Consider the following 22,097-nt stretch of genomic DNA (forward strand, 5'->3'; position numbering starts at 1 on the left):
CAAAAACCTTAATACTATTAAAATATAGTATTAAGGATATTTTTAAATGGTAGCGTTAATTTAACCTTTCCACGCAAACATAATCATGATATTGATTAGACATTTTTTCTTTTCTTGCTTGAATAAATAACAATTACTCTAATATGCAATAAATAGCAGCCTAGCTTTTAATTAAAAAACAAAGTGATTTTTGTCTAAAAAATTTAAGAAAAGGCATACATTTTAGTAAAGAAAGTGTCTATTTATAGATAATGTGTTCAAAAATGGGGCAGTTGCGCCAAAAAGGTATTGCTTTATTATTTTAATACTATAATATAGCGACCTCTTTGACGCGGGGTGGAGCAGCTTGGTAGCTCGTCGGGCTCATAACCCGAAGGTCGTTGGTTCAAATCCAGCCCCCGCAACCAATTCTTCAATATTTCAGCTTTTTCTATTAGTTACACATTATGCCGATTTAGGTACTGCAAGTAACGTTGATACTGCCTCACTGATTCTTCTGGCAATATAGCTATTATTCATCGTATACAAATGGATACCATCAACATCTTGTGAAACAAGATCAACAATCTGATCTATAGCATAAGCAATTCCTGCATCACGGAATGCATCAGGATGATGTTCATATTTTTCCATCATCTGTTTAAACTTCTTCGGAAGATTAACCCCACACATCGATACCATGCGCTCTATTTGGTTTTTATTGGTCACCGGCATAATACCTGCTTCTATCGGTACGTTAATTCCCATATCATGTGCTTTATCTAAAAAAGTATAAAAATAGTCATTATCAAAAAAGAGCTGTGAGATTAACTGATCGGTACCTGCATTCACCTTTTCTTTTAAATGTATCAAATCTTGTTTTAGGGTTGAGGTTTCAAGATGCCCTTCCGGATAACAAGCACCTATTACATTAAAATCCCCATTTTCTTTAATATATGAGACCAATTCACTGGCATAGCGAAAATCATCTTTAGGCGCAATATTAGGATTAATATCGCCTCGTAAGGCAAGCACATTATCAATACCAGCACATTTAAGATCATGTAGAATTTTTTGCATTTCTGCTTTATCAAAATTAATACCAGGTAAATGAGCGACACTTTCAATGCCATAAGTGTGTTTGACCGAGTGGGCAATATCAATAGTGGTTTGACCGTTCAAACTGCCACCAGCGCCATAAGTTACACTGATAAAATCAGGCTTAAAATAGCCAAGTTCGCGTAATGTGCTATAGATAGTCTCTAAAGGCGACGTTTTTTTAGGTGGAAACACTTCAAAAGAGAACACCGTTTTTTTATTAAAAAGTAAATTTGTTTTCATTTGTTTCATCCATTCGTGTGCCAACGATTGTCCTTACTGACATTTCCGCCGCTCAAAATCGGCGGCGGAATAATAAGGCTTAACAACGTTATTTAGCGTCAAAAAAGCTTATCAATTGAGTGTTTTTCGAACTTCTAATGTTGCTTGAACTAAATGTTCTAAGCTTTCAACAACTTCTTTTTCGCCACGCGTTTTTAAACCACAATCTGGATTAATCCATAATTTTTGCTTTTCAATTTTAGCCAGTAACTTCTCAATCGTGGCTTTAATTTCGGCAACCGGTGGGACACGAGGTGAATGGATATCATAAACACCTGGCCCAACTTCTGTTTTAAAGTGATTAGCTTTAAGTACGTCAATCAATTGCAGATTTGAACGAGAAGCTTCAAACGAAATCACATCAGCATCCATTGCATCAATATCTTTGATGATGTCAGCAAATTCGCTGTAACACATATGCGTATGAATTTGTGTATCAGCTTGTACTTTGCTGTGAACTAATCTAAATGCTGGAATAGCCCAATCTAAATATTCACTATTCCAATCCGCTTTACGTAGTGGTAATTTCTCTTTTAGCGCCGCCTCATCAATTTGGATAACTTTAATACCCGCCGCTTCAAGATCTAACACTTCATCACTGATTGCTAAACCAATTTGGAAGACCGATTCTTTTTGTGAAATATCTTCACGAGGGAACGACCAGTTAAGGATCGTGACTGGGCCAGTTAACATGCCTTTAACAGGTTTATCAGTGAGGCTTTGTGCGTACTGTGAATACTCAACAGTAATGGGTTTAGAGCGTGAAATATCACCCCAAACAATAGGTGGTTTAACACAACGAGTACCGTATGATTGCACCCATGCTTTTTCAGTAAAGACAAAACCATTTAAACTTTCGCCAAAATACTCGACCATATCATTACGTTCAAATTCACCATGAACTAACACATCAATACCAATCTTTTCTTGGAGCTTAATGCATTCTGCAATTTTTTGCTTATTAAACTCGGTATATTCATTCAAACAAATTTCACCTTTTTTGAATTTTGCTCGATTTAAACGAACATCAGGAGTTTGTGGGAATGAACCAATCGTTGTTGTTGGTAGAAGTGGCAAATTAAAGGCTTTTTTCTGTGCTGCTTCACGGACTGAAAACGCTGGCAAACGAGTAAAATCGGATTCTTTTAATGCAGCGACTTTCTGACGTACTGCTTGATTGGCGCCTTCTCGTTCACGCGTAAATAACGTTTGATTAGCTTTAAACGCTGCATGATTTTCAGGTTGGGACTCGTTAACTAAAAGCCCCAGTTCAGCAAGTTCTTGAAGTTTTTCTTGAGCAAAAGCAAAATAAGCACGTTGTTGAATCGTTAACTTTGTTTCATTTTGCAATGTGTAAGGCACATGGAGTAAAGAACATGACGTATTGATCACCACTTTACCCGCTTTTTGTTTAATTTTAGTCACTAATGCCAATGTTTTTTGATAATTATTTTTCCAAATATTTTTACCATTAACCACACCAGCAAATAACACTTTATCAGACGGGAATCCATGATTTTCAAGTAATGCTAATGACTGCTTGCCTTCAACAAAATCCAGTCCAATACCATCAAATGGTAGCGCCACTAATTCTTTGTAGCAATCACGAACATCACCAAAATAGGTTTGTAACACGACTTTAGTTGTCCCTTTAACCGATAAGATAGCCTGATAAAGTTCAGTAAATAAAGCAATATCATCTTTATTTAAATCAGTCACCAAAATTGGTTCATCAATTTGAATCCACTGTGCGCCAAGTGTCGTAAATTTTTGAATGATGTCTTGATAAGCTTTAATAATATCAGCTTTAAAATCAACCAGTTTTTTATTTCCTAAATACTGTGCAAGTTTGAAAAATGTTAACGCACCAATAACAACTGGTTTAGTTTGTATACCAAGTGCTTTCGCTTCTTGATATTCATCAAAAGGCTTTGTGCCAGCTAATTTAATCTGTACTGAATCTTCAATTTCAGGTACTAAGTAGTGATAGTTGGTGTTAAACCACTTTTTCATTGCCAATGCACGAACATCACCTTTTTCACCTTGATAACCCCGTGCCATTGCAAAATAACGATCCAATTCCGGTAAACTTAAATCTTGGTAACGTTTTGGAATAACATTGAGTAAACAAGCGGTATCTAATACTGCATCATAAAACGAAAAATCATTTGAGGAGATAAAAGCAATGTTATGTGATGCTTGTTGTTGCAAATGCTCAGCACGTAGTGCTTTAGCGTCATTTAATAATTCAGTCTGGCTTTTATTGCCTTTAAAATAAGCTTCGGTAGCAAATTTAAGTTCACGAAGCTTACCAACACGAGGATATCCAATTACAGCAGTATTCATTTTTTGTTTTCCTTTCATCACATTTCTTAAGTAGCAAAAAAGATAACAAAAAAAACTGTTATTGAATAATTCTAGTTTTTTATTGATTGATATAGTTTTTTTCTATATCTAAACATCAAAAAAAATCCCTCTAACGTTATATTGTCAGAAGGATTTTAGTTAATTTTTTAGAAAAATGGACTATTTACGCCATTCACCACGAATAGGTCTTGAAAAATAAGCAAGTACGGCAATCATACAAATTTCAATCGACACACCCCAGTAGATATGTCCTAAAAATTCACTCCAAAGTTCATAACCATTTAAATTCCATAACCAACCTACTGTACCCTCTGGATCGTAAGCAGGATGACGGAAACCAAGTAGTGGAATTAAAAAGCCATGCATGGTGACGGTAATGATAATGCCGTAAAATGCACCATACCATAATCGGATTTTATTCCAAAAGTAGGCAATAAACACATAGACAAAAGCAAATGCAAAACTAAATAGCCAGTGATAAAGTGTCACTGCACCTGAAACGATAGCCGTTTGATAAGCATAATCAAGCGAGTGAGAATTAATACCTAACCAACCAAGCCATGCATCAATATGTGCTGCAGGAGGAGAAACTTCACCGGGTACACGAGGAGGCATGTTGACTTCTGAGCCCCATTTAACTAACGCACTAATGAATCCACCAATCAGAGTTGTCCAAATAATAATTTGACGATTTGTTTTATTTCCAAACATGTTAAATGTCCTTAATTATTGTTAAAATTTTCCAAATTATATTGCATAATAATTTAGGTTGAAAGAGGGTATAATAAGATTAATTCACAAGAAAATCTATTATAATAATTGGTAAAACTTGATCTAAAACTCACTTTACAAAGAAAAATATTCAATTTTTTCATATTTCATCGTAAATTCACGGGATTTTCGTTATTTAACTTTTATAAAAAACAAATGACAGTGGATATTCAAATCATCAATAAACACGAGTTTTCTCACAAAACACCATTAAACTGTATTTATTTACAGTATTTTTGTTGCTATACTGCTCATATTATCACTAGCCTTACTGATTAATTTTTTATGATAACTCAACTTACTATCAATAATTTTGCTATCGTCGATCACCTGTTAGTTGACTTTACAACCGGGATGACTGCTATAACCGGTGAAACCGGAGCAGGGAAATCGATCGCGATCGATGCTTTAGGGCTCTGTTTAGGCAATCGTTCCGATGCTTCATCTATCCGTTTAGGTGCTGAACGTGTCGATATTTCAGCCTGCTTTGTGCTTGATGACACACCAGCCGCCTTTTCTTGGCTAACCGAAAATCAACTAGACGAAGGTAATGAATGTATATTACGACGAGTTATCAATCAAGATGGACGTTCAAAAGCCTTTATTAATGGTCGTGCTGTGCCCATATCCCAACTCAAAGATTTAGGACAAATGTTAATCCAAATTCATGGACAACATGAACCCCAACGTCTTTTACGAAGTGAATATCAGCAGTTATTACTCAATCATTATATGAATGAGCCATCACTGCTCAATCAAATGCAGCAAGCTTATAAGCAATGGAAAGTAGCACGCCAGACTTATGAACAATATCAAGCATCACGACAAGAACGAGAAGCACATGTTCAGTTATTACAATATCAACTTAAAGAGCTAAATGAATTTTCACCTATTGAAGGGGAATACCAACAAATTGATGAAGAATACAAACGTTTATCGAATAGTGAACAGTTAATTCAGCTTAGCCAACAATCGGTGATGCTTTTAGATGAAGCGGATGAATATAATGTCAGTAATCTCCTTGGTAGTGTTAAAAACAGTGTGCAGGAGTTATCCGAACTCGATCCAAATTTAAGTAACGTGTTTAACATGCTGGAAGAAGCCGCTATCCAGATCAAAGAAGCCAGTTATGAACTGCGCCATTACAGCGAAAGTTTAGAGCTTGATCCAGCGCGTGTCATGCAACTTGAACAACGGCTATCAAAGCAAATAGCGCTTGCCCGTAAACACCATGTTGCACCAGAGGCACTTCCTGAATTGCATCAGAATTTGCTTACCGAATTCAAACAGATTAATCAACAAGATGAACAAAGTGAACAACTAAAGGCAGATATCACCAAATATCATCAATTTGCACTTGAACTTGCCCAAAAATTACATCAAAAACGCTTAACGAGCAGTAAAGCACTCGCCAAAAAAGTCACGGCTATTATGCATGAATTATCTATGCCTAATGGACAATTTAGCATTGATATAACCTTTGATGAAACGCGTTTAAATGAAGACGGCGCCGACCAAGTTACTTTTTTAGTTACGACCAATGTCGGACAGCATGCCTTGCCCCTTGCCAAAGTGGCATCTGGCGGTGAATTATCACGTATTGCGCTAGCAATACAGGTTTTGACGGCTCAAAAAATGGATACACCGGCACTGATATTTGATGAAATCGATGTGGGCATTAGCGGCCCTACTGCTTCTAAAGTTGGGCAATTATTAAGACAGCTTGGACAATCTACCCAAGTTATTACCGTTACCCACTTACCACAAGTTGCGGGACAAGCTAATCAACACTACTTTGTCAGTAAGCAAACTAACAGCAAACAGACATCAACTGATATGCAAAAATTAGACAATAATGGACGTTTAAATGAATTAGCCCGACTTTTAGGCGGAGATAAAATTACTGATGCAACATTAGCCAATGCGAAAGAGTTACTTATTATCTAAATGAATTGTGGTAATATAGTGATTTTGATTTGAAGGTGAAGGAAACTTGATCATGAATCTTTCTGGTAAACATATTTTATTAGGAATTACAGGAGGCATAGCTGCTTATAAATGCCCGGATCTTGTTCGCCATTTAAAAAAAGCGGGAGCGGACGTAAGAGTAATCGTCACTGACTCGGCTAGCCATTTTGTCACAACAATGACGTTACAAGCCGTTTCAGGTAATCCTGTTTCAACTGAATTATTTGATCCTTCTGCTGAACTCTCTATGAGCCATATTGAACTGGCAAAATGGGCGGATTTAGTATTAATCGCCCCTGCAACAGCGAATATTATTGCTAAAATAGCCAATGGCATTGCCGATGACCTGTTATCTACGGTTTGTTTAGCAACATCAGCAAATATTGCGTTAGCACCAGCCATGAATCAACAGATGTATAAAGCAGCAGCAACCCAACATAATCTATCTGTACTAAGTAATCGAAATACATTCATTTTAGGCCCCGACGATGGCTTTCAAGCTTGCGGTGATTACGGTCCAGGGCGAATGGTTGAACCTCAAGCAATTGTCGAACAATTTGAAGGTTATTTTTCAACTTCATCTGCATTATCAGGCATATCGCTAACCATCACGGCTGGCCCAACGATTGAAGAGTTAGATCCTGTTCGATATATTAGTAACTATAGTTCAGGAAAGATGGGATTTGCTATTGCTAAAGTAGCCGCCGAAATGGGTGCAAAGGTAACCCTAATAAGTGGTCCGGTAAATTTAGATACGCCCAAAAATGTGAATCGAATTGATGTAAAAAGTGCAAATGAGATGTATAACGAAGCGTTAAAATTTGCTAAACAATCATCTATTTTTATTGGGTGTGCCGCCGTTGCCGACTATCGAGCTGAAACTATCGCCGAAAATAAAATTAAAAAGACAGATAATAGTAATGAATTAATGATTAAGTTAGTCAAAAATCCTGACATTATTGCGCATATTGCAGCGTTAAAAGAACAGCGCCCTTTTGTGGTTGGTTTTGCGGCTGAAACCGAAAATGTTAAAAATTATGCCTTAAAAAAATTAACGGCTAAAAACCTAGATTTAATTTGCGCTAATGATGTTTCTGATAAAAAAATTGGCTTTAATTCTGAGCAAAATGCATTAACACTTTATTGGCAAAATGGTGAACAAACATTACCATTAAGTAGTAAACAACAATTAGCAACACAGTTACTTGAAGTTGTTATAACACGATATAAAGCGAGTCATGATGAAAAGAAAAATTGATATTAAAATATTAGATAAACGTTTAGGTAATGATTTTCCGCTTCCAACCTATGCAACCGAAGGCTCGGCTGGCATTGATCTACGAGCAATGTTTGATAAAACAACCGAGATAAAACCCGGTGAAACCATTTTAACGCCAACAGGTTTATCCATGCATATTGCAGATCCGACTTTAGCGGCATTAGTTTTACCTCGATCAGGGTTAGGATCTAAAAATGGGATTGTACTTGGTAATTTAGTGGGTCTCATTGATTCAGATTATCAAGGTCAGTTATTTGTACCGGTTTGGAACCGTAGTCAAACTCCATTTGTGATTGAAGCAGGTGATCGCATTGCCCAGTTAATTATTGTTCCTGTCATACAAGCAGAATTTAATATTGTTGATGAATTTACAGCGTCAGCACGCGGCGAAGGTGGATTTGGGCATTCGGGTAAAAAATGATTGTGAGCAGCAAAAATAAAAATAGGAAAGAAGATATACTGCAAGCTTTAGCCACCATGCTTGAATCTAATGAAGGTACCCAACGCATTACTACAGCAAAGTTAGCAGCAAGTGTTGGTGTATCAGAAGCTGCACTTTATCGACATTTTCCGAGTAAAACTAAAATGTTTGAAAGTTTAATTGTCTACATTGAAGATATTTTACTTTCTCGCATTAATGTCATTATGCAAGATGAGCTAAATACCTTTGTCCGTTTACAGTTAATTCTCGCATTAATATTGGGTTTTTCTGAAAAAAATCCCGGATTAACCAGAATCATGACTGGGCATGCCTTAATGTTTGAACAAGAGCAACTTCAAGAACGTATTAGTCAGCTGTTTGAACGAATTGAAACTCAAATTAAGCAAGTATTACGTGAACGAAAAATTCGTGAAGGCGTTGCATTTACCACCGATGAACGAATTTTATCCAGCCAATTATTAGCATTTTGTGAAGGGATGATGGTTCGCTACTCTCGTTCCGGCTTTAAATATTTACCAACCACCAATTTTGATACACGTTGGGCGTTATTAGCGAAACAATTAATTTAAACATATAAAATAATCTTTAACTAACTGCTCTATAATCTTTATTGAGGATAATATATGGATTTTGAAAATATTTTAAAGCAGATAGTCTCACTTATTGATAAATATGACGGCGTAGTAATTGGTTATATTCTTCATTTCTGCTTTGCTATTATCATTTTTATCATTGGTCGAATTATTGCCAAGTTCATTAGCCGTCAGCTAAAACGCATATTAACCATTCGCCAAGTTGATCCTACCGTTGTAAAATTTGTTAGTGCTTTATCTTATTACGCCATTATCATAATGACATTAGTTGCCGTATTAGGGCAATTAGGGGTACAAACTGCATCAATTGTTGCTGTCATTGGTGCTGCCGGTTTAGCGGTCGGTTTAGCATTACAAGGTTCATTATCGAATTTCGCTGCCGGAGTAATTTTGATCATTTTCCGTCCGTTTAAAGTCGGCGAGACAGTGGTGATTAACAATCAAAGAGGAGTAATTGATTCAATTCAAATTTTCTCAACCTCAATTGTCACACCGACTAATGAAGTGGTTGTCATCCCGAATGGGCAAGTGGTAAGTGCCAATATTATTAATTATAGTCGTCTACCTGAAAGACGTTTAGATCTAGTGATTAATGTTGGTTATAACTCCGATATCCAGAAAGTTTATCAGGTACTTAATCAAGCGGTTAATCAAACCAGCAATATATTAACCACTAAAAAACCAATTATTCGTTTAGATGTACTTGATGCATCATCAATGAATTTTAATGTTTTAGTTTGGACACTAAACGAAAATTATGGCGCTTTAAAAGCAGAGTTACTCGAAAATATTAAAAACGCATTAACTGAGAATAATATTAATATTCCTTATCCAACAATGGATGTCAATGTCACCACCAACCACTAATGAGTGAGTTGTTTTCTTTTACTTCCGTCGATCAACGTCGACGGAAATTGAAACAACCTCTTTTTCATATAAAATATCTTGATTCATATTTAAGGCTGGTTTGTCACAATCAGGGCATCCAACCACTTTCGCTGGCACACCGGCAACCGTTGTATGCTCAGGAACAGGCTCTAACACGACCGAACCAGCACCAATTTTTGCCCCTTTTCCGATTTCAATATTGCCTAATATCGTAGAGTGAGCCCCAATCATTACCCCTTCACGAATTTTAGGATGCCGATCACCGTTTTCTTTACCTGTACCACCTAAGGTCACAGATTGCAAAATCGATACATCATTTTCAATAACGACCGTTTCACCAATTACAATACCGGTTGCATGGTCAAACATTACACCACAGCCAATTTGGGCTGCTGGATGAATATCAACACCAAAAACAATGGCGATTTGACTTTGTAAAAAAATAGCCAGCGACTTACGATCTTGTTTCCAAAGCCAATGGGCAATTCGATAAGCCTGTAACGATAAAAAGCCTTTGTAATAAAGTAACGGGGTCGAATAGTAGTTTGTTGCTGGATCGCGTACATAAACCGCTAAGATATCTGTCACAGCTGATTGAATAATCGTGGTATCTGCCTCATAAGCTTGCCTTGCAATTTCACGAATTTCAATTGCCGGCATTACTTGGGTAACAAGTTTATTCGCTAAAATATAACTTAATGCACTACCCAAGTTTTTATGATTGAGTAAAGTTGCATGGAAATAACTCGCTAACATTGGCTCACTTTCAACTAATTGAGAAGCTTCTTGCCGAATGGCATGCCACAACATATCTGCTTCAACCACTTTTTTCGTAATGTTCACAATGACGACCTATAAATATTAATCACAATAATCAACATTGTTTCGCAAACTTATCAAGTAAGCAAGTGTTGTATTTTATTATCATCATTTAAATAGCAAAATGGAAACAATCTGTTTCCATATTTTTGACGATTTTTACGATGATAATGAAGATTCTAGCTTAGCTTTTTTTTCATCACACAAGGTAAATATAGCAATGACCAAAATCAATAGAACAATACCGGCAAGGGCATAAAATGTGGTTGAATATCCGGTAGTATCAAATAGTTTTCCGACTAACCATGAAAGCACAATAACCCCAATATTTGATGAGATATTAAAGCCAACTAAATATAATGTCGAAGACAATCTTTCATCAAAATTCGCAACAACATATTTAAATACGGCTAAAATAAATAACGGGGTTTCAATAGCATGAAAAAGTTTCACTAATGAAATTAAATACACATTATCTAATGTTGCTGATAATGCAATTCGGCAAATCATCACTAACGCCGCCACTAATAACGCTCTTTTAGCGCCAATTTTATAAATAATGTATGGAGCTAAAATCATACAGATAGCTTCTAAAAAAACTTGGAAAGAGTTCAAATAACCATATACTTTGTAACCCCATTCTTGTTGAGTAAAAAAAGTGGTATAGAAATTAGGAAATAATTGCTGATCGTAAATGGTATAAAAGCTATTGGTTCCAATAATAAAGAAAACAAATAACCAAAACTTTTTCATGCCAAATAAGGACACTATTTCACTCATCGTTGGAATAGTTGATGTTTTTTCAACAACAAGATGGTTATCACTTTCTGGTGAGGACTCCGAATAATGTTTAGGTTTAAATAGGATATTAATGGTAAAAAAGATTGCTGCAACAGCCGATGCCATCCAAAAGTTAATATGCGGGTTTATACCAAATAAAATACCGGCAACAAAGGTTGCTGCGGCATAACCAAATGATCCCCAAAAACGAGCAGGACCAAACTCAAAACCAAATAATCGACTTATTCGCTCAATAAAAGAATCAACTAAAGCACATCCAGAGATAAACCCAGCGCTTAATACCGGCGCACCAATGCAAGCACCAAGAATAAAATCGTGTTTTAATAATGGTTCATAGACATAAATCATAAATGGACCAATCAGCAACATCATAATACTTTGAAACGTAATAACTGCTTTACCGATTTGTAATTTATCTTGAATAATGCCATAAAAGATCATAAAAAACATAGCGGCAGCAGAGTTGGCTGCGTAAACAATTCCTAACTGCTCGCCCGATAATCCAATTGTACTTTTAAGCCATATGGCGTAAAAAGACCACCAAAGAGACCATGCTGCATAAAAGGTTATAAGATAACCTGATGAGAACCAATAATTTTTATTTTCTACCGTTTCTATCGTTTTCATATTTTAGTACTCTTATATTATGGAAGTTTAACGTTAACATGTTAATGTTAACATTATTGTCATAAATGAAACTAAATAGATAGAATCAGATATCATAAATGTTACATTCCTCACACTTTTTATCATTTTTATTTGTGGTATCATCACATTAAGTAATTACTAATTATTAACCTTTTAATGCTGAGCAAAAGGATTTAACTATGGCTTCACTTAAGGATGTCGCAAAGTTAGCATCGGTTTCATTGATGACTGTTTCGCGTGCAATCAATAATCCTGAAAAATTAAATAAAGAAACATATAAACGGGTAAAAAAAGCAATTGAACAACTCAATTATGTTCCCGATTTATCTGCACGAAAAATACGTGGTGATCATTCTGGTCCACATGCTATCGGTGTCTTAGCATTAGAAACCGCCACGACACCGTTTTCAGTTGAACTGCTACAAGCTATTGAACGAACAGCCCAGCAACATGGCTGGAATACGTTTATTGTCAATTTATTTGACGATAAAGACGCGAATCATGCCATTAACACGCTATTGTCTTATCGCCCTAATGGCATTATTTACACCACCATGGGACTAAGAAAAGTTGAGCTTCCTGAAAGATTACTTGGTAAAAATGTGGTGCTCGCCAACTGTATTAGTGATTCTGAACAATTAGCTTGTTATATTCCTGATGACTACTCGGGTCAATACCAAGCAATGCAGCAAGTCATTAATAAAGGTTATCAAAAACCGCTTTGTATCTATTTATCCGAACATACTTTAGCCGGTAGCATTAGACGTCAAGCAGCAGAACAAGCTTGGCTTGATGCAGGTAAAAATTTAGATGACCTAATTAGTTATCATACATCTACATCTCAAGGTAATCTTGCGCAAGAATATATGATGACAGTTGAAATATTAAAACAACACTGTGCTAGAAAACCTGAATTTGATGTATTAATTTGTGGTAATGATCGGATCGCTTTTGTTGCTTATCAATATTTACTAAGTAATGGTTTCCATATTCCTAACGATGTTGCTATATTAGGCTATGATAATATGGTGGGTACTGGCGAGCTTTTTTATCCTCCTTTAACGACGGTACAGCTTCCCCATTATGAAATAGGCGAACAAGCAGCTTTACATATCATCACAGGTCAAACCCAAAAAACGGTAACGCAAGTTGAATCAGCATTTTTACAACGCCAATCTTTATAGACACAGTGACAAACCCACCAGACGAGATGGTGGGTTAATGACTCATGATTGATAGATTGATTTTAATTGCCAGCTTTCTAATTTAATGATTTTAGCCTGCCCATTTTCTGCAAATAAATTCACCTTTCTTGTCGCAGGTAATTTAGGGTAAATACGACTAGACAAGCTATATAAATCCTTATTCACAAAAACTTCTACGGATGATGCATCAACATAAATATGTAAGCTTAACTTATCGGTTTTTGGTAATGGTACACTACGGTAACCTTTAAGTTCTAAACCAGAAAGACTTCTATCAAGTACAATGCGATTAGATTGTAAATCAATAAATAACAACGTCGCTTGTTTACCATCTTCAGTTGCTGCCAATTGCAAGCCAAAACGTTCTGCATTACTTTCAGAGAGATCAATTTCGACATTAAGTTCACAACTAATTGATTCAATCGACGTATTTTTCAATTCACTACTCAGCAATATATTGGTTAATGATTGAGGTTTTTCACGTAATACTTCAAGTTCTTTAATCGGTCTGTTGCGAACATTATTGTCTGCATCTAAGATCAATTCACGGGGTAAGGTAAATGCCCCCATCCATTTATCTTTTTTGCTCGGCATGACTGATTCCCACATATCCATCCAAGCAAAAATAATTCGACGTCCATCTGCTGCAAGAAACGATTGAGGGGCATAAAAATCATGACCAAAATCCATTTCTTGAAAAGGTTTAATAACAGAAAATTTTTGTCCTGGTTGCCAATCACCAACAATATAACCTGATTGAAACCGATTACGATATTGGTAACCTTTAGCTTTCATACCTTGCGGAGAAAACATTAAAATCCATTTGTCACCTAACGGAAAAAAATCAGGGCATTCAAGCATATAAACATCAGGATCGATATCACTTATCACAACATGATCAAATTGCCATTTTTTAAGATCTTGTGAGCGATACAGTAAAACTTTGCCCACATCGTTGCGATCTCGCTGGCCGACAACCATCCACCATATCCCATCTTGTTGCCAAACCTTCGGATCGCGAAAATGCATGATGCCATCTTCTGGCGTTAAAATCGTTCCCTGTTTTTCAAAATGAATACCGTCTTTACTAATAGCAAGGCATTGGGTTTGCCGAATTTGCTCATCGTTACCTTGACCATTTAACCAAATATGCCCCGTATAAATTAAATATAATTCGCCATCTTTTTCGACTGCCGAACCGGAAAAACAGCCACTTTTATCAAACTCTTGATCGGGTGCAATGGCTATGGGTAATCTTCGCCATGTCACTAAATCATCACTAACAGCGTGCCCCCAATGCATCGGTCCCCAGTTTTCATCATAAGGATGATGTTGATAAAAGGCATGATACTGTCCTTTAAAGTAAATCAAACCATTTGGATCGTTCATCCATCCCGATTGTGGTGCTAAATGAAAATGTGGGTAATACTGTTTATTCATGGTCGTTTCTAATTGCAAAACGGCTTGATTTGCTTTATCAATAGCAGTAGACATAAAATCCCCTTTGTTCATCCGATATCAGATTTATCTGATTATATGGTATATTAATTTAATTGTTAACGTTAACTATAGATAAATTAAGCGATAAAATATGTGATGGAAGTCACACATTTTTAACGTTAACAATGAATTTTTTTTGAAATGATTTAGTCTATGGCGAATGACTAATTATTAAACTTGGTTTAATCTGTATGTAGCAGACGATATCAATAAGAAATATCGTCAACCTATTCACACACCTTAAACCCTATTAACCAAATATTATATCGAGTAATGAAATGAATAATACTAAAGTCTGGTCTCTTGGCGATGCGGTTATTGATTTATTGCCATTTGGCGAAATGAATTATCAAGCTTGTGCAGGGGGTGCACCTGCAAATGTTGCTATTGGCGTGGCTAAGTTAGGTCTTCCTTCGGCGTTTATCGGCCGCGTCGGTAATGATCCGTTTGGTCACTTTATGGAAAAAACATTCAAAGAATATCATGTTGACTGCCAAAGCCTTGAAAAAGATGATCTTCATCGAACCAGTACTGTCGTTGTCGATTTAGGTAAAAACGGCGAACGCAGCTTTACTTTTTTAGTCTCGCCGTCAGCCGATCAATTCCTTTCAAAACAAGCAATACCCCATTTTAATCAAGACATTTTACATTTTTGTTCTTTGGCATTAGTTGGACAAACTTGTCGACAAACACTTAAAACCGCTATTGAAGATCTGACCGCTAAAAATGGGTTAATTAGTTTTGACATTAATTTACGGGAGCAAATGTGGAAAGATAAAGACGAAATGCGCACCATTATTACGCAGTTTTGTCACGATGCAGATATTCTTAAACTGTCTGATGAAGAGCTGTTTTGGTTGACAGAAAGTCAAGATTGGCATGAAGCATTAAATAAACTTCAGCAGCACTATAATGCTCCACTAAAATTGGTGACCAAAGGTCGAGATGGCAGTATTGTCGTATGGCAAGGTAAAACCTTTTCGTTTGATTCCTACCATGTGAATAGTGTTGACACAACCGGAGCTGGCGATGCTTTTGTCGCAGGTTTGTTAAGTAGCATAGCGTCATCAGGAATGCCAGAAGATAAACTCATGCTAGAAAGCATGATGACCATTGCCAGTGCCTGTGGTGCTTTAGCCACAACTCAAAAAGGAGCATTAACGGCACTACCTGATAGCGCATTTTTACAATCATTTATTAGCGATAATCCAGCATTAACCGCTAAACAAATGGCGTAATTCAATGACAGAAAAAGAAAAAATGTTATCTGGGTTACTGTATGATCCTGGTATCCATTTACTGGCTAACGATCGGCTTTACGCTCAAGATCTCTGCTTTCAACTCAATCAATTATCCCCCCTTGCCGAAAAACAGCGATATCAGCTGTTTCAAACGCTACTGGGAAAAACAGGAGAGCAGTTTACGATAATGCCGGGATTCCAATGTGATTACGGTTATAATATTGAAATTGGTGAAAACTTTTTCGCCAATTTTAATTGCATCATGCTTGATGCGGCTAAAATTACATTTGGTGATAATGTGCTTGTTGCACCTAATTGCGGCTTTTACACTTCAGGGCATCCACTGGATAGCCAAACACGATGCCGTGGTCTTGAGTTTGCAAAACCAATTACTATTGGTCACAACGTTTGGATTGGCGGTAATGTAATTATACTGCCAAATGTAACTATCGGTGATAATACCGTTATCGCAGCCGGAAGCATTGTTGATCGTGATATCCCTTCAAATGTGGTCGCCATGGGCGCACCCTGTCGAGAGTATAAAACGCTTTAATTCACCTTAACTGACTGTGCTCTAGCCCATGTATCGATAGCCACAACGTCCTCAATAGTGGTTGGTTCAGGTAAAACAAGTTTATCTAATGTTGCCGATACGTGTTTGGCAATATCCATAAAACCAATTTTATTTTGCAAAAATGCTTCAACCGCCACTTCGTTAGCCGCATTAAGGGTCGTGGTTGCAGCTTGCCCTCGACAAGAAGCCTCAATGGCTAATTTTAAGCAAGGATAACGATTAAAATCAGGTGTATTAAACGTCAGTGATGACATCTGAGTAAAATCTAAATCAGGAACACCAGAGGTGATACGTAATGGATAAGATATAGAATAAGCGATAGGTGTCCGCATATCAGGCACACCTAATTGAGCAATAACACTGCCATCTTGATAACGGACCATTGAATGAATAATTGATTGTGGATGGACAATGATTTCCATTTGCTCGGCACTGGCATTAAATAACCAACGTGCTTCAATATATTCTAAACCTTTATTCATCATCGTAGCGGAATCAACGGAAATCTTTTTTCCCATTGACCAATTAGGATGAGCAATCGCTTGTGAAGGTGACACAGAAGATAATTGATTGACAGCCCAATCTCGAAAAGGCCCCCCAGAGCCGGTTAACACGATTTTGGTCACACCATGATCAACCAAATTAGCAAACCCGAGATCATGCTGAACGGCGGTTGGCAGACTTTGAAAAATCGCATTATGTTCACTATCAACCGGTAACAGTTCAGCGCCATATCGCTTTACGGCTTGCATAAACAGATGTCCACAAGTAACCAAAGACTCTTTGTTAGCCAGTAAAATACGTTTTCCTTTTTCAATTGCAGCAAGCGTCGGTTTTAATCCTGCTGCGCCCACAATGGCAGCCATGACTTGGTGAACTTCGGGCAACTGTGCTAAATCACAAATAGCTTGTTCACCACTTAATACTTCAATATCCAATTTTAGATCAACAAGATTTGCTTTAAGCTGTTGTGCAGCTTGTTCACTTGCCATTGCCACATAATGGGGTTTAAATTCTTGGCATTGTTCAGTCATTTTTTTTACATTACTGCCACCCACTAGCACATAAGCATTAAATAATGTTGGATTTTGCCGAATGATCGCTAAAGTGCTACAGCCTATTGATCCTGTTGAACCTAAAATTGCGATGTTTTTCATAATTAATAAATTAAACCAATGTTATTTTCTTTAAAATATGAAACATATTCTAAATCAGGTACTTTGTCTGTCATTACCAAATTAAATTCATCAAGGTTACAAATAAAAGCTGGCTTAACTTGGTTAAACTTAGTGTGATCGACAATTAATATATTTTGATTAGATTTTTTCATGGCTTTATGTTTCATATTTAACTCATCAAAATGGTAACAAGTGGTACCTTGAGTTAGATCGATACCCGCTGCCGAAATAAAGGCTTTATTTGGACAAATAACATCGAGCTGATTATTTGAACAAATACTGGTAAAAATTGCATTATTAAGTTGATAATGCCCACCACATAAAATGATTTTACACTTTGGTTTTTTTTGTAATGCCAGAAAGGAATTGAGCGAGTAGCAGATGGCAGTGAAAGAAATATCATCACTAATTTCATCAATGATAAATTGCATAGTCGTACCACAATCAAAAAAAATTGTATCGTTTTCATCAACAAATTGACTAACCAACTTACCAATATAACGTTTTTCAATTACTTGCTTATCTTGCTGATCAGACACAAAATATTGCGATATGGTATGACGTGCCTGATTAACCACATAACCGCCTAAAACAGCCAAACATGAGGAGTGATTATTAAGATCACGACGAATTGTCATTTCAGAAACACCAAGCATTTGTGCTGCTTGTTTTAAATGAATTTTATCGATTATTTTTAAATGTTCAATAAGTGCATTGACTCTTTTTTTGGGTTGTGTTTCCATTGCTATTCCATCTATAGCCATAAGCTACTGTATCAGTAGCTTATGAAGGATGAATTAATAACCGCTAGAGGAAGTTTTATCGCCTGATACAATCGCAATACCCGCGCTAGCGCCTAATCGATTTGCACCAGCATAAACCATTTTTTCAGCCGTTTGACGATCTCTAATGCCACCTGATGCTTTAACACCCATTTTATCACCGACTGTTTCACGCATCAATTTTACATCTTCAACCGTCGCACCAGATACACTAAAACCAGTCGATGTTTTTACAAAAGCAACACCAATTTCCTTGCAAATAGCACAAACTTTCACAATTTCTTCTTTGGTTAACAAGCAAGTTTCTAAAATGACTTTTAACGGAACTGCACCGCATGCTTTAAAAACAGCTTCAATATCCTTTTTCACTGCTTCCCAATCATTGCTTTTTAGCCAACCGACATTGATAACCATATCGATTTCTTCAGCACCTGATTTGACAGCCATTTCGGTTTCAAATGCTTTAGCCGATGTTAACATCGCACCAAGCGGAAAACCCACAACCGAACAAACCTTTACATCACTACCTTTTAATAAGCTAGCGACTAAAGGAACATAACCTGAATTAACACATACAGAATAAAAATGGTACTGCTTAGCTTCTTCGCATAATTTACGTATTTGATCTTCAGTCGCATTCATTGCGAGTAAAGTATGATCAATATACTTTGCATAACCCATAAAATGTCCTTTAATTATTGTTAATGATATCTAGTAAATATTGTTAGTAATGTTAGGATAATAACATTATATGACTATAGATGTTATTATCCTAACATTATATACTTAAATTATGATAATTAAAAACAAAACTCTGTGCTAACTACAGACAATTTAAACAGAAAAATTATTTAATAAAGACCCAGCTTTAATGAACCGTGATTTCTCCATATCAATATTGACAGGTCTTTTTCAAATGCATTCCAATATTTTGTTAGCAATTAAAATATAGTGGTTAACACTTCAGTAGTTTCCAACAGGTTAATAATCTTAAAGTAAAGTTCATCAGCAGTAATTGCTTTGTTTTCAAACTGACCAGAAAAATAATTAACAAATTGCTCATAATACAAATCTGGATACTGCCCGATTGCCGTCTAATACAATTAATTCAATTTTATTGCCTAAAAAATTTAACAGGCGTAGTAACACTAATTTTTAACAAGTTGATAGGATAGGTAAGAAATTGGGTAAGTAATGCGCACTCTAACAATACCCATTGATTTAGAATATTTAAGCATTATTCACTAAATGCAAATCAAAACTTTAAAAGCTAATGATATAAATAAAATAAAAAAAGCCTAGTTAAATCAACTAAGCTTTTCAAACAAAGAATTAAAATTCCATTAACTCTTTTTCTTTATCAACAAGTACAGCATCTAATTTTTTAATGGCTGCGTCAGTTGCTTTTTGAATAAAATCTTGTGATTTACGTTCATCATCTTCTGATATTTGTTTATCTTTTAATAATGCTTTGACTTGATCATTCGCATCACGACGAATATTACGAATTGACACACGACCTTGTTCTGCTTCGTTACGAACAATTTTCGTTAAATCACGACGACGTTCTTCTGTTAGTGGTGGCAATGGTACTCGAATAACCGTACCTGCCGACGCTGGATTAAGCCCTAAATCAGAAGATAAAATTGCTTTTTCAATCATTGGTGTTAATGATTTATCAAATACGGTGATAGCCAATGTTCTTGCATCTTCAGCCACCACATTTGCTAATTGACGAAGCGGCGTTGGGCTACCATAGTATTCAACCATAATACCGTCTAATAAGTTTGGCGATGCCCGTCCTGTTCTAATCTTAGAAATATGAGTTTGAAACGCATCTATACTTTTTTCCATGCGCACTTGCGCTTCTTTTTGAATCTCATTTAGCATAATAAAAACCTTATATTGAATAAATAAGACTAACAGCTTACTGTTGCCTGATTATTAATTAATGTCCCTTCGGGTTCACCTAAAATCACTCGACGTAATGCACCTGGTTTATTCATGTTAAAGACACAAATCGGCAGGTTATGATCACGTGCTAACGTAAACGCAGCTAAATCCATTACTTTTAATTCATCATCAAGCACTTTTTCATAATTTAATGTTTTATAAAGTGTTGCATTTGGATCTTTAACAGGATCGGCCGAATAAACACCATCAACTTTTGTTGCTTTTAACACCACATCTGCTTCAATTTCGATACCACGTAAACACGCTGCTGAGTCAGTTGTAAAAAAAGGATTACCTGTTCCTGCTGAAAGAATAACCACTTTACCATGACGAAGCAAGCTAATTGCTTCTGTCCAGCGATAATCGTCACATACTCCATTAAGTGGAATAGCTGACATTAAACGCGCATTAACCTCAATTCGATGCAACGCATCACGCATTGCAAGACCATTCATTACTGTTGCTAGCATCCCCATATGATCGCCAACAACACGATTCATACCGGCTTTTGCAAGACCAGCTCCACGAAATAGATTACCGCCCCCAATAACAACAGCAACTTGAACATTCATTTCAATAAGTTCTTTAATTTCTTGCGCCATGCGGTCAAGAACGGTGGGATCAATACCAAAACCTTCATCGCCTTGTAGTGCTTCACCACTGAGTTTAAGAAGAATACGTTTATAGAAAGGGGTTACCATATGAAGTCTCACTATTTCGTTATTTAATTACCTGACAAGCTAAAAATGGCTAGCTAGCAATAATTTAAAAAAATTTGTAGATAAACAAAACCGCCTTGACGGCGGTTTTTTACGAAACAATTAAGATTGTTTCGACATCGCAGCAACTTCGGCTGCAAAATCAACTTCCACTTTTTCAATGCCTTCACCCACTTCAAAACGGATGAAAGAAGCAACAGTCGCTTTTTTCTCAGCCAGTAAATCACCAACAGTCTTACTTGGATCCATAACAAATGGTTGACCAGTAAGTGAAACTTCACCAGTAAATTTACGCATACGGCCTTCAACCATTTTTTCAGCGATTTCACGTGGTTTACCTGATTGCATTGCAATTTCGATTTGAATATTGCGCTCATGTTCAACAACATCAGCTGGAACATCGCTTGGGCTAACATATTCTGGTTTGCTTGCAGCAATGTGCATTGCAATATGTTTAACTAATTCTTCATCACAACCACTGTTTGCAGCAACTAATACACCGATACGTGCACCATGTTGGTAACTACCAACTACATCACCTGAAATTTGTTGAATACGACGAATACCGATGTTTTCGCCGATTTTTGCAACTAGTGCTGTACGTTCTTCTTCAAATTTTGCTTGTAACGCAGCAAGATCAGTAATGTTATCGTTCAATGCTGCTGTAGCAACTTTTTCGCTAAACTCTAAGAAACCTGCATCTTTAGCAACAAAGTCTGTTTCGCAGTTGATTTCTAAAATTACACCCGATTTTTTATCCGCAGAAATCTTAGAAATAATTACACCTTCAGCCGCTACACGACCTGCTTTTTTAGCCGCTTTTGCTTGACCTGATTTACGCATATTGTCGATAGCAACTTCGATATCACCATTTGCTTCAACTAATGCTTTTTTACATTCCATCATACCTGCGCCAGTTCTTTCACGCAGTTCTTTTACCATAGAAGCGGTAACTTCAGCCATTTTTAAATCCTCTATTTAACCATTGTGATGATTTTCATTAGAATGGG

Annotated in this window: 20 protein-coding genes and 1 tRNA gene; 9 read left to right on the forward strand and 12 right to left on the reverse strand. The window is 36.4% G+C overall.

All coding sequences use genetic code 11. The annotated features are described in order from the left end of the window. The first annotated feature begins 330 nt into the window (after nt 1-330). Nucleotides 331-407, forward strand: a tRNA-Met gene (locus J3U14_RS05230). A gap of 37 nt (nt 408-444) precedes the next feature. Here the strand turns inward: J3U14_RS05230 and metF are convergent. The 3 genes from metF to J3U14_RS05245 all read right to left on the reverse strand — a co-directional run bounded on the left by metF (nt 445) and on the right by J3U14_RS05245 (nt 4,437). Continuing rightward, a complete protein-coding gene (gene metF / locus J3U14_RS05235) occupies nt 445-1,320 on the reverse strand; it encodes a methylenetetrahydrofolate reductase [NAD(P)H] (protein WP_267350199.1) in 876 nt (291 codons plus the stop codon). 111 nt (nt 1,321-1,431) lie between these two features. After that, entirely contained in the window at nt 1,432-3,705 is a 2,274-nt protein-coding gene (gene metE / locus J3U14_RS05240) for a 5-methyltetrahydropteroyltriglutamate--homocysteine S-methyltransferase (RefSeq protein WP_220216252.1), read from the reverse strand. A 180-nt stretch (nt 3,706-3,885) separates the two neighbouring features. After that, entirely contained in the window at nt 3,886-4,437 is a 552-nt protein-coding gene (locus tag J3U14_RS05245; RefSeq protein WP_065558486.1) for a YagU family protein, read from the reverse strand. A 345-nt stretch (nt 4,438-4,782) separates the two neighbouring features. Between J3U14_RS05245 and recN the strand changes: the two genes are divergently transcribed. The 5 genes from recN to J3U14_RS05270 are packed head-to-tail and all read left to right on the forward strand — an operon-like array spanning nt 4,783 to nt 9,646. After that, nucleotides 4,783-6,444 (forward strand): DNA repair protein RecN, encoded by a 1,662-nt coding sequence (gene recN, locus J3U14_RS05250; RefSeq protein WP_267350196.1) that lies wholly within the window; start codon nt 4,783-4,785, stop codon nt 6,442-6,444. Nucleotides 6,445-6,493: 49 nt separating this feature from the next. Next, complete coding sequence (gene coaBC, locus J3U14_RS05255; RefSeq protein ID WP_416380133.1) at nt 6,494-7,723, forward strand: bifunctional phosphopantothenoylcysteine decarboxylase/phosphopantothenate--cysteine ligase CoaBC; 1,230 nt, start codon at nt 6,494-6,496, stop codon at nt 7,721-7,723. Beyond that, nucleotides 7,707-8,165, forward strand: a complete 459-nt coding sequence (gene dut, locus J3U14_RS05260) for a dUTP diphosphatase (protein ID WP_065558484.1) — start codon at nt 7,707-7,709, stop codon at nt 8,163-8,165. Before coaBC ends, dut begins: the two co-directional genes overlap by 17 nt. Then, nucleotides 8,162-8,755 carry a nucleoid occlusion factor SlmA gene (slmA, locus tag J3U14_RS05265; RefSeq protein ID WP_065558483.1) on the forward strand — a complete coding sequence of 198 codons (594 nt, stop codon included), beginning with the start codon at nt 8,162-8,164 and terminating at the stop codon, nt 8,753-8,755. Before dut ends, slmA begins: the two co-directional genes overlap by 4 nt. Nucleotides 8,756-8,809: 54 nt before the next feature. Beyond that, nucleotides 8,810-9,646 (forward strand): mechanosensitive ion channel domain-containing protein, encoded by an 837-nt coding sequence (locus J3U14_RS05270; protein ID WP_267350191.1) that lies wholly within the window; start codon nt 8,810-8,812, stop codon nt 9,644-9,646. 18 nt (nt 9,647-9,664) lie between these two features. Here the strand turns inward: J3U14_RS05270 and cysE are convergent, their stop codons facing one another. Both cysE and J3U14_RS05280 read right to left on the reverse strand, forming a co-directional pair. Next, nucleotides 9,665-10,477, reverse strand: a complete 813-nt coding sequence (cysE, locus tag J3U14_RS05275) for a serine O-acetyltransferase (protein WP_416380132.1) — start codon at nt 10,475-10,477, stop codon at nt 9,665-9,667. Between the two features lie 168 nt (nt 10,478-10,645). Continuing rightward, nucleotides 10,646-11,914: an oligosaccharide MFS transporter gene (locus J3U14_RS05280; RefSeq protein ID WP_267350187.1), complete on the reverse strand. Its 1,269-nt coding sequence runs from the start codon at nt 11,912-11,914 to the stop codon at nt 10,646-10,648. A 200-nt stretch (nt 11,915-12,114) separates the two neighbouring features. On the opposite strand from J3U14_RS05280, the gene J3U14_RS05285 reads away from it, so the two are divergent. Further along, a complete protein-coding gene (locus tag J3U14_RS05285) occupies nt 12,115-13,119 on the forward strand; it encodes a LacI family DNA-binding transcriptional regulator (protein ID WP_267350185.1) in 1,005 nt (334 codons plus the stop codon). 42 nt (nt 13,120-13,161) lie between these two features. Here the strand turns inward: J3U14_RS05285 and J3U14_RS05290 are convergent, their stop codons facing one another. Beyond that, nucleotides 13,162-14,634: a glycoside hydrolase family 32 protein gene (locus J3U14_RS05290; RefSeq protein WP_267350183.1), complete on the reverse strand. Its 1,473-nt coding sequence runs from the start codon at nt 14,632-14,634 to the stop codon at nt 13,162-13,164. Between the two features lie 284 nt (nt 14,635-14,918). Here J3U14_RS05290 and J3U14_RS05295 point away from each other — a divergent pair, with 284 nt between their 5' ends. Both J3U14_RS05295 and J3U14_RS05300 read left to right on the forward strand, forming a co-directional pair. Continuing rightward, nucleotides 14,919-15,878 carry an aminoimidazole riboside kinase gene (locus tag J3U14_RS05295; RefSeq protein ID WP_267350181.1) on the forward strand — a complete coding sequence of 320 codons (960 nt, stop codon included), beginning with the start codon at nt 14,919-14,921 and terminating at the stop codon, nt 15,876-15,878. Between the two features lie 4 nt (nt 15,879-15,882). Further along, nucleotides 15,883-16,434, forward strand: coding sequence for a sugar O-acetyltransferase (locus J3U14_RS05300; RefSeq protein ID WP_267350180.1), 552 nt, complete (start codon nt 15,883-15,885; stop codon nt 16,432-16,434). Here the strand turns inward: J3U14_RS05300 and ispC are convergent. The 6 genes from ispC to tsf all read right to left on the reverse strand — a co-directional run bounded on the left by ispC (nt 16,431) and on the right by tsf (nt 22,050). Beyond that, nucleotides 16,431-17,612, reverse strand: coding sequence for a 1-deoxy-D-xylulose-5-phosphate reductoisomerase (gene ispC / locus J3U14_RS05305; RefSeq protein WP_267350179.1), 1,182 nt, complete (start codon nt 17,610-17,612; stop codon nt 16,431-16,433). The two genes, J3U14_RS05300 and ispC, sit on opposite strands and share 4 nt — an antisense overlap. Nucleotides 17,613-17,614: 2 nt before the next feature. Continuing rightward, nucleotides 17,615-18,376, reverse strand: coding sequence for a DNA-binding transcriptional repressor DeoR (gene deoR, locus J3U14_RS05310; RefSeq protein ID WP_267350177.1), 762 nt, complete (start codon nt 18,374-18,376; stop codon nt 17,615-17,617). Between the two features lie 54 nt (nt 18,377-18,430). Continuing rightward, a complete protein-coding gene (gene deoC / locus J3U14_RS05315) occupies nt 18,431-19,096 on the reverse strand; it encodes a deoxyribose-phosphate aldolase (protein ID WP_220216240.1) in 666 nt (221 codons plus the stop codon). A 651-nt stretch (nt 19,097-19,747) separates the two neighbouring features. Beyond that, the gene (gene frr / locus J3U14_RS05320) at nt 19,748-20,305 is read right to left on the reverse strand and encodes a ribosome recycling factor (protein WP_065558475.1); all 558 of its coding nucleotides are present in this window, start codon (nt 20,303-20,305) and stop codon (nt 19,748-19,750) included. 29 nt (nt 20,306-20,334) lie between these two features. Next, nucleotides 20,335-21,069, reverse strand: a complete 735-nt coding sequence (pyrH, locus tag J3U14_RS05325; RefSeq protein WP_065633747.1) for a UMP kinase — start codon at nt 21,067-21,069, stop codon at nt 20,335-20,337. Nucleotides 21,070-21,189: 120 nt separating this feature from the next. Beyond that, nucleotides 21,190-22,050, reverse strand: coding sequence for a translation elongation factor Ts (gene tsf / locus J3U14_RS05330; protein WP_267350175.1), 861 nt, complete (start codon nt 22,048-22,050; stop codon nt 21,190-21,192). Between the last annotated feature and the right edge of the window lie 47 nt (nt 22,051-22,097).

Source organism: Gilliamella sp. B3801 (genome assembly GCF_026536645.1).
Taxonomy (GTDB): Bacteria; Pseudomonadota; Gammaproteobacteria; order Enterobacterales; family Orbaceae; genus Gilliamella; species Gilliamella apicola_I.

Bases quoted from the DNA above. Each gene is read 5' to 3' on its own strand.
- metF (WP_267350199.1), bottom strand. From the start codon at position 1,320: ATGAAAACAAATTTACTTTTTAATAAAAAAACGGTGTTCTCTTTTGAA.
- metE (WP_220216252.1), bottom strand. From the start codon at position 3,705: ATGAATACTGCTGTAATTGGATATCCTCGTGTTGGTAAGCTTCGTGAA.
- J3U14_RS05245 (WP_065558486.1), bottom strand. From the start codon at position 4,437: ATGTTTGGAAATAAAACAAATCGTCAAATTATTATTTGGACAACTCTG.
- recN (WP_267350196.1), top strand. From the start codon at position 4,783: ATGATAACTCAACTTACTATCAATAATTTTGCTATCGTCGATCACCTG.
- dut (WP_065558484.1), top strand. From the start codon at position 7,707: ATGAAAAGAAAAATTGATATTAAAATATTAGATAAACGTTTAGGTAAT.
- slmA (WP_065558483.1), top strand. From the start codon at position 8,162: ATGATTGTGAGCAGCAAAAATAAAAATAGGAAAGAAGATATACTGCAA.
- J3U14_RS05270 (WP_267350191.1), top strand. From the start codon at position 8,810: ATGGATTTTGAAAATATTTTAAAGCAGATAGTCTCACTTATTGATAAA.
- cysE (WP_416380132.1), bottom strand. From the start codon at position 10,477: ATGTTGTGGCATGCCATTCGGCAAGAAGCTTCTCAATTAGTTGAAAGT.
- J3U14_RS05280 (WP_267350187.1), bottom strand. From the start codon at position 11,914: ATGAAAACGATAGAAACGGTAGAAAATAAAAATTATTGGTTCTCATCA.
- J3U14_RS05285 (WP_267350185.1), top strand. From the start codon at position 12,115: ATGGCTTCACTTAAGGATGTCGCAAAGTTAGCATCGGTTTCATTGATG.
- J3U14_RS05290 (WP_267350183.1), bottom strand. From the start codon at position 14,634: ATGTCTACTGCTATTGATAAAGCAAATCAAGCCGTTTTGCAATTAGAA.
- J3U14_RS05295 (WP_267350181.1), top strand. From the start codon at position 14,919: ATGAATAATACTAAAGTCTGGTCTCTTGGCGATGCGGTTATTGATTTA.
- J3U14_RS05300 (WP_267350180.1), top strand. From the start codon at position 15,883: ATGACAGAAAAAGAAAAAATGTTATCTGGGTTACTGTATGATCCTGGT.
- ispC (WP_267350179.1), bottom strand. From the start codon at position 17,612: ATGAAAAACATCGCAATTTTAGGTTCAACAGGATCAATAGGCTGTAGC.
- deoR (WP_267350177.1), bottom strand. From the start codon at position 18,376: ATGGAAACACAACCCAAAAAAAGAGTCAATGCACTTATTGAACATTTA.
- deoC (WP_220216240.1), bottom strand. From the start codon at position 19,096: ATGGGTTATGCAAAGTATATTGATCATACTTTACTCGCAATGAATGCG.
- frr (WP_065558475.1), bottom strand. From the start codon at position 20,305: ATGCTAAATGAGATTCAAAAAGAAGCGCAAGTGCGCATGGAAAAAAGT.
- pyrH (WP_065633747.1), bottom strand. From the start codon at position 21,069: ATGGTAACCCCTTTCTATAAACGTATTCTTCTTAAACTCAGTGGTGAA.
- tsf (WP_267350175.1), bottom strand. From the start codon at position 22,050: ATGGCTGAAGTTACCGCTTCTATGGTAAAAGAACTGCGTGAAAGAACT.